The following is a 13,261-nucleotide window of genomic DNA, read 5'->3' as shown; positions in this document are numbered from 1 at the left end:
GAAAAAGTAAATGAAATTTAAAGCTGATGAGATCAGTTCAATAATCAAAGAAAGAATTGAAAATTTTGATTTAAATCTTGAAATTGAAGAAACAGGAAAAATTATTTCTGTAGCTGATGGTGTTGCTAAGGTATATGGACTTAAGAATATTATGGCTGGAGAAATGGTAGAATTTGAAAATGGTGATAAAGGAATGGCCTTAAACCTTGAAGAGTCGAGTGTAGGTATTGTTATACTTGGAAAAGGAGAAGGTTTAAAAGAAGGTGCTTCTGTAAAAAGACTTAAGAAATTACTTAAAGTTCCAGTAGGTGAGGCTTTGATTGGCCGTGTTGTAAATGCTTTAGGTGAGCCAATTGATGCTAAAGGTGTGATCAATGCTAATGAATATCGTTTTGTTGAAGAAAAAGCAAAAGGTATTATGGCGAGAAAAAGTGTTCATGAGCCTTTACATACAGGAATTAAAGCTATTGATGCACTTGTGCCAATTGGTCGTGGTCAAAGAGAGCTTATCATAGGTGATAGACAAACAGGTAAAACTACTGTTGCTGTTGATACTATTATATCTCAAAGAGGTCAAGGGGTTATCTGTATATATGTTGCAATTGGTCAAAAGCAAAGTACAGTAGCACAAGTGGTTAAAAGACTAGAAGAACATGGTGCTATGGGATATACTATTGTTGTAAATGCTGGTGCTTCAGATCCTGCAGCTTTACAGTACTTAGCTCCATATACTGGTGTAACCATGGGCGAATTTTTTAGAGACAATGCAAAACATGCTTTAATTGTTTATGATGATTTGAGTAAGCACGCTGTAGCTTATCGCGAAATGTCTTTGATTTTGCGTCGTCCCCCAGGTCGTGAAGCTTATCCAGGCGATGTTTTTTATCTTCATTCAAGATTGCTTGAAAGAGCAAGCAAGCTAAATGATGAATTAGGTGCTGGTTCTTTGACGGCATTGCCGATAATTGAAACACAAGCAGGAGATGTTTCTGCTTATATTCCAACTAATGTTATTTCAATTACAGATGGACAAATTTTCTTAGAAACTGATTTATTTAACTCAGGAATTCGTCCTGCAATCAACGTTGGTTTATCGGTATCTCGTGTAGGTGGGGCTGCTCAAATTAAAGCTACAAAACAAGTTTCAGGTACATTAAGACTTGACCTTGCTCAATATAGAGAGCTCCAAGCTTTTGCACAATTTGCTAGTGATTTAGATGAGGCAAGTAGAAAACAACTTGAACGTGGACAAAGAATGGTTGAACTCTTAAAACAACCACCTTATTCTCCGCTTAGCGTTGAAAAACAAGTAGTTTTAATTTTTGCAGGAACCAAAGGTTTCTTAGATGATATTGCTGTTTCTAGAATTAAAGAATTTGAAGATGGAATTTATCCTTTTATTGAGGCAAAACATCCAGATATTTTTGAGCAAATTCGCTCTAAAAAAGCTTTAGATTCTGACTTGGAAGAAAAACTAGCTAAAGCAATTAATGAGTTTAAAGCAAATCATTTATAAGGTCTTTTATGTCTAATTTAAAAGAAATTAAAAGAAAAATTAAAAGTGTTCATAACACTCAAAAGACTACAAATGCTATGAAGCTAGTTTCTACTGCTAAGTTAAAAAAAGCAGAAGAAGCAGCTAAAAGATCAAAAATTTATGCACAAAAAATCGATGAAATTTTGAGTGAAATTTCATTTCAGATCAATAAAATTGTTCACAATGAAGATGATGTGCGTTTATCTTTGTTCCATAAAAAAGAACAAATTAAAACCGTAGATTTAATATTTATCACTGCAGATAAAGGTTTATGTGGTGGTTTTAATATTAAGACTTTAAAAACAGTAAGTGAAATGCTAAAAGAATATGAAGCAAAAAATATTAATATTCGTCTTAGAGCTATAGGTAAAACTGGGATTGAATATTTTAATTTTCAAAAAATAGAATTGTTAGAGAAATATTTCCATCTTAGTTCTAGTCCTGATTATGAGAAAGCATGTGAAGTAATTCATGCTGCTGTAGATGATTTTTTAAATGGAAATACAGATGAAGTGATTTTAGTTCATAATGGTTATAAAAATATGATTACCCAAGAACTTAAAATCAATCATCTTATTCCAGTTGAACCAAAGAGTATTGAACAGACTCATAATTCTCTTTTAGAGCTTGAACCGGAAGGAACTGAGCTTTTAGAAGATTTAATGAAAACATATTTTGAGTATAATATGTATTATGCGTTAATCGATTCTTTGGCAGCAGAGCATAGCGCAAGAATGCAAGCTATGGATAATGCAACTAATAACGCAAAAGCAAGAGTGAAACAACTAAATTTAGCTTATAACAAAGCAAGACAAGAATCCATTACTACTGAGCTTATAGAAATTATCAGTGGTGTTGAATCAATGAAATAGTAAATTTTAAGGAGAAGATAAATAATGCAAGGATTTATTTCACAGGTATTAGGTCCGGTTGTTGATGTAGATTTTAACGACTATTTACCTCAAATTAATGAAGCAATTGTTGTAAATTTTGAAAGCGAAGGAAAAAAACATAAACTTGTTTTAGAAGTAGCAGCTCATTTGGGAGATAATAGAGTTAGAACTATTGCTATGGATATGACAGATGGTTTGGTAAGGGGCTTAAAAGCTGAGGCTTTAGGTGCTCCTATTAGTGTTCCTGTTGGTGAGAAAGTTTTAGGAAGAATTTTCAATGTTACTGGAGATTTGATTGATGAAGGTGAAGAAATTCCTTTTGATAAAAAATGGGCAATTCATAGAGATCCGCCAGCTTTTGAAGATCAAAGCACAAAAAGTGAGATTTTTGAAACAGGAATTAAAGTTGTAGATTTGCTTGCTCCTTATGCAAAAGGTGGTAAAGTAGGTCTTTTTGGCGGTGCAGGTGTTGGCAAGACTGTTATTATTATGGAGCTTATTCACAATGTTGCATTTAAGCATAGTGGCTATTCTGTATTTGCAGGTGTGGGTGAGAGAACTCGTGAAGGAAATGACCTTTATAATGAAATGAAAGAAAGTAATGTTTTAGACAAAGTTGCTCTATGTTATGGACAAATGAATGAACCACCAGGGGCAAGAAATCGTATTGCTTTAACAGGTTTAACAATGGCTGAGTATTTTAGAGATGAAATGGGTCTTGATGTGCTTATGTTTATTGATAATATCTTTAGATTTTCACAATCAGGTTCTGAAATGTCAGCACTTTTAGGAAGAATTCCATCAGCTGTGGGTTATCAACCAACCTTAGCAAGTGAAATGGGTAAATTCCAAGAAAGAATTACTTCAACTAAAAAAGGCTCAATCACTTCAGTTCAAGCTGTTTACGTTCCAGCTGATGACTTAACCGACCCAGCTCCAGCAACTGTTTTTGCTCACTTAGATGCTACAACGGTTTTAAATAGAGCTATTGCTGAAAAGGGTATTTATCCTGCAGTTGACCCACTTGACTCAACTTCAAGAATGCTTGACCCAAATATCATTGGAGAAGAACATTATAAAGTTGCTCGTGGTGTTCAATCAGTGCTTCAAAAATACAAAGATTTACAAGATATCATCGCCATTTTAGGTATGGATGAGCTTAGCGAAGAGGATAAACTTGTAGTTGAAAGAGCAAGAAAGATTGAAAAATTCTTATCACAACCATTTTTCGTTGCAGAAGTTTTCACAGGTAGCCCAGGAAAATATATAAGCCTTGAAGATACAATAGCAGGATTTAAGGGAATTTTAGAAGGTAAATATGATCATTTACCAGAAAATGCTTTCTATATGGTTGGAAATATAGATGAAGCTATTGCAAAAGCGGATAAATTAAAAGGTTAATTTATGAACGATTTGATTAATTTCGAGATAGTTACGCCTTTGGGTGTAATCTATCAAGGAGAAGTAAAATCTGTTACTTTACCGGGTAGTGAAGGAGAATTTGGTGTGCTTAAAGGACATGCTGCTTTGGTTTCTTCTTTAAAATCTGGAGTAATTGATATTGAAAAAGCTGATTTAAATCATGAATTAATTGCTATTGATGCTGGGCATGCAAAGGTAGATGAAGATAAGATTTGCGTGCTAGCAAAGGGTGCGGTTTGGGTTTGCGGAAGTGATGAAAGTGAGATTGAAAAAAATCTTGCTCAAGCAAAAGATTTGATCAAATCTATGAGTTCTGATAATGCAGCTTTAGCAGCAACTTTTTCAAAACTTGATAATGCAAGGATGCATTAATGAATTTTGAAGCTATATTTCATTTTTTCAATAGTTCAAGTATTATTACTTATATAGTTTTATTATGGCTTTCTTTATATTTTATTTTAGCGTTTAGTATTTTGTTTGCTAGATTGACTTATTTGGCTACATGGAGAAATAAGGAAAAAGAAAGTTTAGAAACTTTGCTCTTGGGTGAGAAGGATTTAAGTCGTACTGATTCGATTTTAAGAAAATGCAATGATACAACTTCAAATCATTTAGAAATCTATAAAAATTTAGCAAGTCGTCGCGCTTCTGCTGGACTTACTTGGCTTAGTATTATTGCTTCAACTTCACCTTTTATAGGTCTTTTTGGGACAGTTATTTCTATACTTGAAACTTTTGGTGGGCTTGGAACTCAAAATTCTTTAAGTATCATAGCTCCTAAAATCAGCGAGGCTTTAGTTGCTACAGGTTGTGGTATTTTAGTGGCAATTCCTGCTTATACATTTCATCTTATCATTAAAAGAAAAGCTTTCGAACTTTTAAGCATTATTGATAGCGAGATTAAAGTTATAAGTTCGAGTAAATAAGGTTAAAAATGCCATTTGATGATGAAAAACCTGAACTTAATATCACGCCTTTAGTAGATATTATGCTTGTATTGCTTGCGATTTTAATGGTAACAGCTCCAAGCATTACTTATGAAGAAAAAATTAATCTTCCACAAGGTAGTCAAAAAAATACTAGCTCTCCAACTGTTAAGAGTTTAATTATTAGTATTAATGCAAAAAAAGAAATTTTTTTAAATCAAGAAAAATACGATTTTATAAGTTTTGCTGACAATCTTGCTCAAAGAAAAGCACAATTTAATACCGAAGATCCGGTTTTTATACGCGCTGATAAAAGCTTAAAATATGACGATGTTATTTTAGTCTTAAGAAGTGTAAAAAATTTAGGATTTAATAAAGTTGCTTTACAGACTGAATAATCATGAAAAATTATGGTTTGAGTAATTTAAATTCGTTTTTACTTGCTTTAGTAATATATATCAGTATAGTAATTCTTGTTTTTTTTAGACTTGTAAGCGAGGTTGAACCTGCTATACAATATACCGATATAAAAGATAGTTTTGTAGATATTGAACTTGCTGAACCATCAAAACAAGTTATTACTCAAAGCAACACTCCTAAAGAAATACAAAAACCAACAGAGCAAATTGATATAGAAAAGCTTTTTGCTCAGACTACAAATAAAACAGTTAAAACTGAAGATATTGACCAAAAGGCAAGTAATTTTAATGAGCTTTTTGGAAATATTAAAGAAATACAAGAAGAAAAGACTACAAAAATTCAATCAAGTGCTAAATCAGGAATTTCTAGTGCTCCAAAACCTCAAGCTTCCGAACTTGTAAAACAACTTAATGATAGTTTACTTCAAGAAGAAAGTTCAACGCAAGGAGAAAACACAAAGGCGCAAAAGATTGGAATTTATGATGAATTTTTAGGGAAAGTTGTGCGTATTATCACTCAAAGATGGACTCAGTATTATCCAAATAGTGAAAAAATTTCTGTTAAGGTAAAAATTTTTATTGATGAAAATGGAAAATTTGGCTATACTTCAGTTGAAAAAAGTGGGAATCCTTTATATGATGCTAAAGTGGCTGAATTTTTAGAAAGTCAAAAAGGTAAATTTATTACTTATCCTCCGCAAAATAAAAATATAAGCATTACCATGAATTTAAGAGATGAAGCAAAAGTTAAAAATGATTAGGAGAAAAAAATGAAAAAAATTGTAGCAATTTTTTTAGTCTTTTTAGGAAGTCTTTGGGCAGAAGATCCAGTGATTGATGTTGTTAATTCTGGTGTAGTTTTACCAAAGATTATTGTTAAAGACAATTCAAATTTAAGTGATGAGAATTTAAAGAAAAGCTTTTATAATATCATTGTGAACGATTTGAAAGTAAGTTCAAACTTTGAAGTTGTTGCTAATGCAACTGAGACAAGTAATTATACTTTTGAATACGCTTTAAATAAAAATGGTAACACTTTGAGTTTAAATGTAAAAATAAAAGCTGGCGGTTCTGATAAGTCAGAGCAAACTTATACTTTAAATGGTTTAGAGCAATATCCATTTTTGGCACATAAAAGCGTCAAAGCTTCTGTAAATGCGTTAGGACTTGCACCTGTTGATTGGATGGATCATAAAATTTTGATCGCGAGAAATTCTAGCTCTAAGAAAAGTCAAATTATTATGGCTGATTATACTTTAACTTATCAAAAAGTTATTGTTGATGGTGGGCTTAATTTATTTCCAAAATGGGGAAATAAAGAACAAACTCTATTTTATTATACAGCTTATGATCATGATAAGCCAACTTTATACCGTTATGATTTAAATACCAATAAAGCTAGTAAAATTTTATCAAGCGGCGGTATGGTTGTAGCAAGTGATGTGAGTGTAGATGGAAGTAAACTACTTGTTACCATGGCTCCAAAAGATCAGCCTGATGTTTATTTATATGACTTAAATACCAAAAATCTAACACAATTAACTAATTATTCTGGTATTGATGTTAATGGAAATTTTATTGGCTCAGATGATAGTAAAGTGGTATTTGTAAGCGATCGTTTAGGATATCCTAATATTTTTATGCAAGATTTAAATAGCAATAGTGCTGAACAAGTTGTTTTTCATGGTAGAAACAATTCGGCTGTTTCGACTTATAAAGATTTTTTGGTTTACTCAAGTCGTGAACCAAATCAAGCAGGTGTTTTTAATATTTATTTGATGTCAATTAATAGTGATTATATTCGTCAACTTACAGCAAATGGAAAAAATTTATTTCCAAGATTTTCTAGTGACGGTGGAAGTATAGTATTTATTAAATATTTAGGTGCGCAAAGTGCTTTAGGTGTTATTCGTGTAAATGCAAATAAGACTTTTTATTTTCCTCTTAGGGTTGGAAAAATTCAATCAATTGATTGGTAAAAATTTCAATTTTAGGTTAAAATTAATTAAAAATTAGATATAATAGTAAGAATTTATTAACTTTGAAAGGTCATAAATGAAAAAAATTCTTTTTACTTCAATTGCAGCTCTTGCAGTTGTTATTAGTGGTTGTAGCACAAAAAGCACTAGCGTAAGCGGTGATAGTAGTGTTGATTCAAATCGTGGTTCAGGTGGAAGTGATGGTTGGGATATTGATTCAAAAATTTCTCAACTTAATGATACTTTAAATAAAGTATATTTTGATTTTGATAAATTCAACATTCGTCCTGATATGCAAAATGTTGTAAGCACGAATGCTAATATCTTTAACACTGAAGTAAGCGGTGTAAGTATTACTGTTGAAGGAAACTGCGATGAGTGGGGAACTGATGAATATAACCAAGCTCTAGGTTTAAAAAGAGCAAAAGCTGTAAAAGAAGCTTTAATCGCTAAAGGTGTAAATGCTGATAGAATTGCTGTTAAAAGCTATGGAGAAACAAATCCTGTGTGCACTGAAAAAACTAAAGCTTGTGATGCGCAAAACAGACGTGCTGAATTTAAATTATCAAGATAATTAATGAAAAAAATATTCACAGTAGCTCTTCTTGGAGCTACTTTACTTTATGCAGAAAGCTCAGCTTTTGGTGCAGGAGATATAACAAGCAATTCTTCTTATGGTTTAACTTCAAATGAAAAATTATTTAAAGAAAAGTTAGATAATTTAAATAATGAAAATATACAAACAAATGCTAGAATTAATGAAATTAACGAAAGAATCGAGGGTTTACAAAGCACTTTAGAAGGTATAAATTCTCAATATGCTAAATCAAATTCTAGATTAAGTCAAGTTGAAGAGAATAATCAAAATATTGAAAATAATTTTACTAGTGAAATTCAAAAATTAAAGGCTTATGTTGAAGAAAGTAGAAAAATTCAAGAAGCTAATAATAAGCAAGTAAAAAAAGTTTTAGCCGAACTTAGTTCTTTAGTAGATGCTATTAATGCAAATTATGTTTCTAAAAACGAATTAAATGATGCAAATTTAAGCGTTAAAACTATTACACCTAGTGTTGTTGTTTCAACTGCAGATTCAAATAGTACCATTGAAAACAATAATACTCAAAATACCCAGGATGATAAAGCAAAACAAATTGATGAATCTTGGAAAAAGAAAAAAAATAATGAAATTTTAGAATTAGCGATAAAAGATGTTGATAAAAATGCTTTTGAAGATTCCAAAGCAAAATTAAATTTTCTCATAACAAAGCAGTATAAACCTGCAAGAGCAAATTTTTGGTTAGGGGAGATCGAGTATAAACAAAAAAATTATAACAATGCTATTGTTTATTATAAAAAAAGTTCTTCTTTGAGTACAAAAGGGGATTATTTCCCAAAACTTTTATATCATACTGCCATTTCATTGGATAAAACAGGTGATACAAAAACAGCAAATGGTTTTTATAAAGCTTTAAAAACTAATTATCCAAATTCACCCGAAGCAAAAGCTTCACCTAATAGAAAATAAATTAAGGAGATAAAATGGCTATAGAAAAAAATAGCGTAGTTTCAATGTTTTATGAGTTAAAAGACGCAAATACAAATGAAGTTTTAGAATCAAATTTATACTCTCAACCTATTTCTTTTATTTTAGGCAAAGGTCAGATTTTAGAAAGCTTAGAAGAAGAAGTGATGAAGCTTGATTGCCCTAGCAATGCTGATGTGGTAATTCAAAAAGAAAAAGGTTTAGGCGAATACGATGAAAATGCAATTCAAACTTTGCCAAAAGAGCAATTTGCAGGTATTGATTTAAAGGTAGGTATGGAGCTTTTTGGCGAAGGTGAAAATGGTGAAACCGTTCGTGTAACTGTAAAAGAAATTGGCGAAAATGATGTCACAATTGATTATAATCATCCTTATGCAGGTCGTGATTTGCTTTTTTCTTTAAATATCGTAGATGCTAGAGCTGCGAGTGAAGATGAAATTCTTACAGGTATTATCGCAGGAAGTCATAGTTGTGGTTGTGGAAGCGGACATAAACACGATCATCATCACGGACACGGTGGCGGCGGTTGCTGTGGCGGCGGCGGTTGTGGTTGTGGTTGTCATTAATGAATACTGCATTTATATTTCCAGGTCAAGGCTCTCAAAGTCTTGGCATGGGAAAAGATTTTTATGAAAACTCTATAAAAGCCAAAGAACTCCTTCAAAACGCAAGTGATTTTTGTAAGATTGATTTTAAACATTTGCTTTTTGAAGAAAACGAAAAACTCAATCAAAGTGAATTTACTCAACCTGCCATCGTTTTAAATTCCTTAATGGCTTATAGTGTTTTGCTTGAAAAAAAATCTGATTTAAGTTCGAAATTTGCCTTAGGGCATTCTTTAGGTGAATTTTCAGCCTTAGCTGTTAATGGTGCTTTTGATTTTTTAGAGGCTCTTTCTTTGGTCAATAAAAGAGGGCTTTTTATGCAAGAAGATTGTGTAAAAGTTGAAGCGGGTATGATGGTTGTTTTAGGGCTTGGTGATGAAAGAGTTGAAGAGCTTTGCCAAAAAGCACAAAAAGAAAATAAGCAAATTTTCGCTGCAAATTATAACTGCGATGGACAAATCGTTGTAGCAGGTTTAAAACCTGATTTAGCAAGTTATGAAAGTGTATTTAAAGAAGCAGGAGCTAAAAGAGCTATGCTTTTAAATATGAGCGTGGCAAGTCATTGTCCTCTTTTGGAAAATGCTTCAGCTAAGCTTTGTGTGGAGCTTGAAAAGGTGTTAAAACCAAATTTTAAAGCCGTAATTTCTAACGCAAATGCCAAAATTTACACAAGCAAAGAAGAAGCCCTTGAGTTTTTAAAAGCACAACTTATCTCTCCTGTGCTTTATAAACAAAGCATTAAGGCATGTGAAAATGAAGTAGATTATTTCATAGAATTTGGCGCAAGTGTGCTTAAGGGTTTGAATAAAAAAATCACTTCAAAAGAAACTTATGCTTTAACAAATATGAATGATATTGATGAATTTTTAAAGGTTATATGATGAAAATAGCAATTTTAGGAGCCATGAGTGAAGAAATCACTCCTTTACTTGAAACACTTAAAGATTATACAAAAATAGAACACGCTAATAATACTTATTATTTTGCAAAGTATAAAAATCATGAACTTGTTTTAGCGTATTCTAAAATCGGCAAGGTAAATTCTACTCTTAGTGCTAGTGTGATGATAGAAAAATTTGGCGCACAAGCTTTGCTTTTTACAGGAGTTGCGGGTGCTTTTAATCCTGAACTTGAAATTGGTGATTTGCTTTACGCAACAAAATTAGCTCAATACGATCTTGATATTACCGCTTTTGGACATCCTTTAGGTTTTGTTCCAGGTAATGAAATTTTTATCAAAACCGATGAGAAATTAAACAATCTTGCTTTAGAAGTTGCTAAGGAATTAAATATCAAACTGCGTGCAGGCATTATTGCAACGGGAGATGAGTTTATTTGCGATGAAGCAAAAAAAGCAAAAATTAGAGAAATTTTCAATGCGGATGCTTGTGAAATGGAAGGCGCAAGTGTGGCTTTGGTTTGTGATGCTTTAAAGGTGCCTTGTTTTATCTTAAGAGCTATGAGTGATAAAGCAGGGGAAAAGGCTGAATTTGATTTTGATGAATTTGTGATCAATTCAGCTAAAATTTCAGCCAATTTTGTGCTTAAAATGTGCGAGAAGTTATGATAAATCTTAGCAAAAAACTCATACGCCAAGTTGCACAAGCTAATGCTAAATTTGGACTTATTAAAGATGGAGATAGGGTTCTTTTAGGGCTTAGTGGCGGGAAAGATTCTTTGGCTTTAGCCCATCTTTTAAATCGTATGCAAGCTCATGCTCCTTTTAAATTTGAACTTGAAGCGGTAACTTTGAGTTATGGCATGGGCGAGGATTATTCTCATCTTCATGCACATTGTGAAGAACACGGCATTAAACATAGCGTGCTTGATTCAAATATTTATGAAGTTTCAGGCGATACCATAAGAGAAAATTCAAGTTTTTGTAGTTATTTTTCGAGAATGCGTCGTGGAGCTTTATATACTTACGCTCTTGAAAAAGGTTTTAACAAGCTTGCTATAGCCCATCATTTAGATGATGCAGCAGAAAGCTTTTTTATGAATTTTATTCATAATGGAGCTTTAAGAACCTTAGCGCCTATTTATCAAAGCAAACGCGGTGTAATTGTGATACGCCCTTTGATTTTTGTGCGAGAAAGACAGCTTAGGGATAATGCTACACAAAATGAACTTAGCGTGATAGGAAATGAATTTTGTCCTGGTATGAAACTCAGCGAAAAAAATGTAAAATTCCCCCACGCTAGAGAAGAAGCTAAACAGCTTTTAGCAAATTTAGAAAAAGATCATCCTAAGCTTTTTACAAGTTTAAAAACCGCTTTTGCCAATTTACACACGGAGAGTTTTTGGCTTCAAAAGGCATAAAAGCATGAAAAAAGCTTTTGTTTTAGTGGATTATCAAAATGATTTTATTGATGGAAGTTTAGGTTTTGATAAGGCTTTAAAAATCAAAGAAAATATTCTTAAAGCCTTAAATCAAATCGATTTTAATAACACGCATTTGCTTTTAACCTATGATACGCATGATGAACATTATCTACAAAGTAAAGAAGGTTTAAATTTACCTGTAAAACATTGTATTAAAGAGAGTTTGGGTTGGCAAATGCCAAAGGAATTTGAACCTTTTTTACAAAAAGCTCATAAAATTTTTTATAAAAATACTTTTGGTAGCTTAGAACTAGCTAATTTCATACAAAAAAGCGATTATGAAGAACTTCATTTTGCAGGGCTTGTTTCTCATATTTGTGTGTTTTGTAATATCATTTTAGCTTTTGGCGCTAAGCCTAATGCAAGGATAATTTTACACCAAAATTTAAGTGCAAGTTTTGATGAAAATTTAGAAAAATCCGCTTTTGATATACTTAGGGCTTATGGTATTGAAATTGTTTAATGCAAGGCTTTATACTTCATACTCAAAAAGTTAAAGATGAGGATTTGATCGTTTATATTTTAAGTCCTAAAATGCTTATTAAGGCTTATCGTTTTTATGGACTTAGACATTCTAGTATTTTAAGCGGCTATAAAATCGACTTTGCTTTAGAAGAAAATCCTAGTTTTTTACCAAGACTTAAAGATGTATTGCATTTGGGATTTTTATGGATTATGCAAAGGGATAAAATGCTTATTTGGCAAGAATTTATCCGTCTTTTATATAGACACTTAAAAGATGTGGAAGAGCTTGATAGTTTTTATTTTGATTTACTTGATGAGTGTGTGAAAAGGTTTGAAAAACAAAATCCAAAGCGTGTTATTGTTGATGCTTATTTAAAAATTTTGGAATTTGAAGGAAGATTGCATAAAGATTTTTTTTGTTTTGCCTGTGATGAGAAAATTCAAAATTCCATTACATTACTAAGGGCTTTTTTACCTTCGCATTCTCAATGTGCTTTAGGATTTGAGTTTGAAGAGAAAAAACTAAAACAATTTTATAGCAGTAAAAATTGTGCGATTTTTGATGATGAAGAAATAGAAAATTTATATCATTTGATTAAGGAAGGTTTATGATATTAAGTAATGAAAAATGTGATTTTTTAGAATCTATAGCAAGTTTTTTAAGTCCTAAAGATGTGGAGCTTGTCTTTGTGGATAGTAAAGAAATGCAAGAAATTAACTTAGAGCAAAGAAAACAAGATAAAACCACTGATGTACTTTCTTTTCCGCTTGAAAATATCGATGAGAGTTTGCCTTTGGGTTCTGTTGTGATTAATGTGGATTTGGCAAAAGAAAAGGCTAAAGAGTTAGGGCATAGCTATGAAGAAGAAATAAGCTTGCTTTTTATCCACGCTATGCTTCATTTGTTAGGTTTTGATCATGAAAATGATAATGGAGAAATGAGAGAAAAAGAGAAAGAACTTATAGAGTATTTCAATTTGCCTAAAAGTTTGATTGTAAGGACTTTGGGATAACTCCACCCCAAAATGGAACAGATCTTGCTTATATTATTTTAATATATATTTAGGTTGAAGGCAGAAAAATCTAAATC

At 31.9% G+C, this 13,261-nt stretch carries 17 protein-coding genes; all 17 read left to right on the top strand.

What is annotated here, in order from left to right; genetic code table 11:
- Nucleotides 1–10 precede the first annotated feature (10 nt).
- Nucleotides 11–1,516: a F0F1 ATP synthase subunit alpha gene (gene atpA, locus AJ888_RS05955; protein WP_002860939.1), complete on the top strand. Its 1,506-nt coding sequence runs from the start codon at nt 11–13 to the stop codon at nt 1,514–1,516.
- 8 nt (nt 1,517–1,524) lie between these two features.
- Nucleotides 1,525–2,409, top strand: a complete 885-nt coding sequence (atpG, locus tag AJ888_RS05950; protein WP_002860587.1) for an ATP synthase F1 subunit gamma — start codon at nt 1,525–1,527, stop codon at nt 2,407–2,409.
- Nucleotides 2,410–2,433: 24 nt separating this feature from the next.
- On the top strand, nt 2,434–3,831 hold the full coding sequence (gene atpD / locus AJ888_RS05945) for a F0F1 ATP synthase subunit beta (protein WP_002860940.1): 1,398 nt from the start codon (nt 2,434–2,436) through the stop codon (nt 3,829–3,831).
- 3 nt (nt 3,832–3,834) lie between these two features.
- Nucleotides 3,835–4,224, top strand: coding sequence for an ATP synthase F1 subunit epsilon (atpC, locus tag AJ888_RS05940; protein ID WP_002851752.1), 390 nt, complete (start codon nt 3,835–3,837; stop codon nt 4,222–4,224).
- Entirely contained in the window at nt 4,224–4,778 is a 555-nt protein-coding gene (locus AJ888_RS05935; RefSeq protein ID WP_002854361.1) for a MotA/TolQ/ExbB proton channel family protein, read from the top strand. Before atpC ends, AJ888_RS05935 begins: the two co-directional genes overlap by 1 nt.
- Nucleotides 4,779–4,786: 8 nt before the next feature.
- Complete coding sequence (locus AJ888_RS05930; protein WP_002860941.1) at nt 4,787–5,176, top strand: ExbD/TolR family protein; 390 nt, start codon at nt 4,787–4,789, stop codon at nt 5,174–5,176.
- 2 nt (nt 5,177–5,178) lie between these two features.
- A complete protein-coding gene (locus tag AJ888_RS05925) occupies nt 5,179–5,958 on the top strand; it encodes a TonB C-terminal domain-containing protein (protein ID WP_002860942.1) in 780 nt (259 codons plus the stop codon).
- A 9-nt stretch (nt 5,959–5,967) separates the two neighbouring features.
- Nucleotides 5,968–7,176, top strand: coding sequence for a Tol-Pal system protein TolB (tolB, locus tag AJ888_RS05920; RefSeq protein ID WP_002860943.1), 1,209 nt, complete (start codon nt 5,968–5,970; stop codon nt 7,174–7,176).
- A gap of 76 nt (nt 7,177–7,252) precedes the next feature.
- Complete coding sequence (gene pal / locus AJ888_RS05915) at nt 7,253–7,750, top strand: peptidoglycan-associated lipoprotein Pal (protein WP_002851617.1); 498 nt, start codon at nt 7,253–7,255, stop codon at nt 7,748–7,750.
- Between the two features lie 3 nt (nt 7,751–7,753).
- The gene (locus tag AJ888_RS05910; RefSeq protein ID WP_002860944.1) at nt 7,754–8,701 is read left to right on the top strand and encodes a tetratricopeptide repeat protein; all 948 of its coding nucleotides are present in this window, start codon (nt 7,754–7,756) and stop codon (nt 8,699–8,701) included.
- Nucleotides 8,702–8,715: 14 nt separating this feature from the next.
- Nucleotides 8,716–9,285 carry a peptidylprolyl isomerase gene (locus AJ888_RS05905; RefSeq protein ID WP_002860945.1) on the top strand — a complete coding sequence of 190 codons (570 nt, stop codon included), beginning with the start codon at nt 8,716–8,718 and terminating at the stop codon, nt 9,283–9,285.
- A 47-nt stretch (nt 9,286–9,332) separates the two neighbouring features.
- Entirely contained in the window at nt 9,333–10,205 is an 873-nt protein-coding gene (locus AJ888_RS05900; RefSeq protein WP_250482846.1) for an ACP S-malonyltransferase, read from the top strand.
- On the top strand, nt 10,202–10,891 hold the full coding sequence (gene pfs / locus AJ888_RS05895; RefSeq protein WP_002859787.1) for an aminodeoxyfutalosine nucleosidase: 690 nt from the start codon (nt 10,202–10,204) through the stop codon (nt 10,889–10,891). Before AJ888_RS05900 ends, pfs begins: the two co-directional genes overlap by 4 nt.
- Entirely contained in the window at nt 10,888–11,643 is a 756-nt protein-coding gene (locus AJ888_RS05890) for a tRNA 2-thiocytidine(32) synthetase TtcA (RefSeq protein WP_002860947.1), read from the top strand. The genes pfs and AJ888_RS05890 overlap by 4 nt, the downstream gene beginning before the upstream one ends.
- A gap of 4 nt (nt 11,644–11,647) precedes the next feature.
- Nucleotides 11,648–12,169, top strand: coding sequence for an isochorismatase family cysteine hydrolase (locus AJ888_RS05885; RefSeq protein WP_002785057.1), 522 nt, complete (start codon nt 11,648–11,650; stop codon nt 12,167–12,169).
- Nucleotides 12,169–12,783 carry a recombination protein RecO gene (recO, locus tag AJ888_RS05880; protein WP_002851895.1) on the top strand — a complete coding sequence of 205 codons (615 nt, stop codon included), beginning with the start codon at nt 12,169–12,171 and terminating at the stop codon, nt 12,781–12,783. The genes AJ888_RS05885 and recO overlap by 1 nt, the downstream gene beginning before the upstream one ends.
- Nucleotides 12,780–13,184: an rRNA maturation RNase YbeY gene (gene ybeY / locus AJ888_RS05875; protein ID WP_002860948.1), complete on the top strand. Its 405-nt coding sequence runs from the start codon at nt 12,780–12,782 to the stop codon at nt 13,182–13,184. Before recO ends, ybeY begins: the two co-directional genes overlap by 4 nt.
- The last annotated feature ends 77 nt before the right edge of the window (nt 13,185–13,261 follow it).

The organism is Campylobacter sp. BCW_6467 (assembly GCF_001762855.1).
Lineage (GTDB): Bacteria > Campylobacterota > Campylobacteria > Campylobacterales > Campylobacteraceae > Campylobacter_D > Campylobacter_D jejuni.
Note: the sequence above shows the minus strand (reverse complement) of the source record. Positions and strands in the feature narration are given on the sequence as shown.

Bases quoted from the DNA above. Each gene is read 5' to 3' on its own strand.
- atpA (WP_002860939.1), top strand. From the start codon at position 11: ATGAAATTTAAAGCTGATGAGATCAGTTCAATAATCAAAGAAAGAATT.
- atpG (WP_002860587.1), top strand. From the start codon at position 1,525: ATGTCTAATTTAAAAGAAATTAAAAGAAAAATTAAAAGTGTTCATAAC.
- atpD (WP_002860940.1), top strand. From the start codon at position 2,434: ATGCAAGGATTTATTTCACAGGTATTAGGTCCGGTTGTTGATGTAGAT.
- atpC (WP_002851752.1), top strand. From the start codon at position 3,835: ATGAACGATTTGATTAATTTCGAGATAGTTACGCCTTTGGGTGTAATC.
- AJ888_RS05935 (WP_002854361.1), top strand. From the start codon at position 4,224: ATGAATTTTGAAGCTATATTTCATTTTTTCAATAGTTCAAGTATTATT.
- AJ888_RS05930 (WP_002860941.1), top strand. From the start codon at position 4,787: ATGCCATTTGATGATGAAAAACCTGAACTTAATATCACGCCTTTAGTA.
- AJ888_RS05925 (WP_002860942.1), top strand. From the start codon at position 5,179: ATGAAAAATTATGGTTTGAGTAATTTAAATTCGTTTTTACTTGCTTTA.
- tolB (WP_002860943.1), top strand. From the start codon at position 5,968: ATGAAAAAAATTGTAGCAATTTTTTTAGTCTTTTTAGGAAGTCTTTGG.
- pal (WP_002851617.1), top strand. From the start codon at position 7,253: ATGAAAAAAATTCTTTTTACTTCAATTGCAGCTCTTGCAGTTGTTATT.
- AJ888_RS05910 (WP_002860944.1), top strand. From the start codon at position 7,754: ATGAAAAAAATATTCACAGTAGCTCTTCTTGGAGCTACTTTACTTTAT.
- AJ888_RS05905 (WP_002860945.1), top strand. From the start codon at position 8,716: ATGGCTATAGAAAAAAATAGCGTAGTTTCAATGTTTTATGAGTTAAAA.
- AJ888_RS05900 (WP_250482846.1), top strand. From the start codon at position 9,333: ATGGGAAAAGATTTTTATGAAAACTCTATAAAAGCCAAAGAACTCCTT.
- pfs (WP_002859787.1), top strand. From the start codon at position 10,202: ATGATGAAAATAGCAATTTTAGGAGCCATGAGTGAAGAAATCACTCCT.
- AJ888_RS05890 (WP_002860947.1), top strand. From the start codon at position 10,888: ATGATAAATCTTAGCAAAAAACTCATACGCCAAGTTGCACAAGCTAAT.
- AJ888_RS05885 (WP_002785057.1), top strand. From the start codon at position 11,648: ATGAAAAAAGCTTTTGTTTTAGTGGATTATCAAAATGATTTTATTGAT.
- recO (WP_002851895.1), top strand. From the start codon at position 12,169: ATGCAAGGCTTTATACTTCATACTCAAAAAGTTAAAGATGAGGATTTG.
- ybeY (WP_002860948.1), top strand. From the start codon at position 12,780: ATGATATTAAGTAATGAAAAATGTGATTTTTTAGAATCTATAGCAAGT.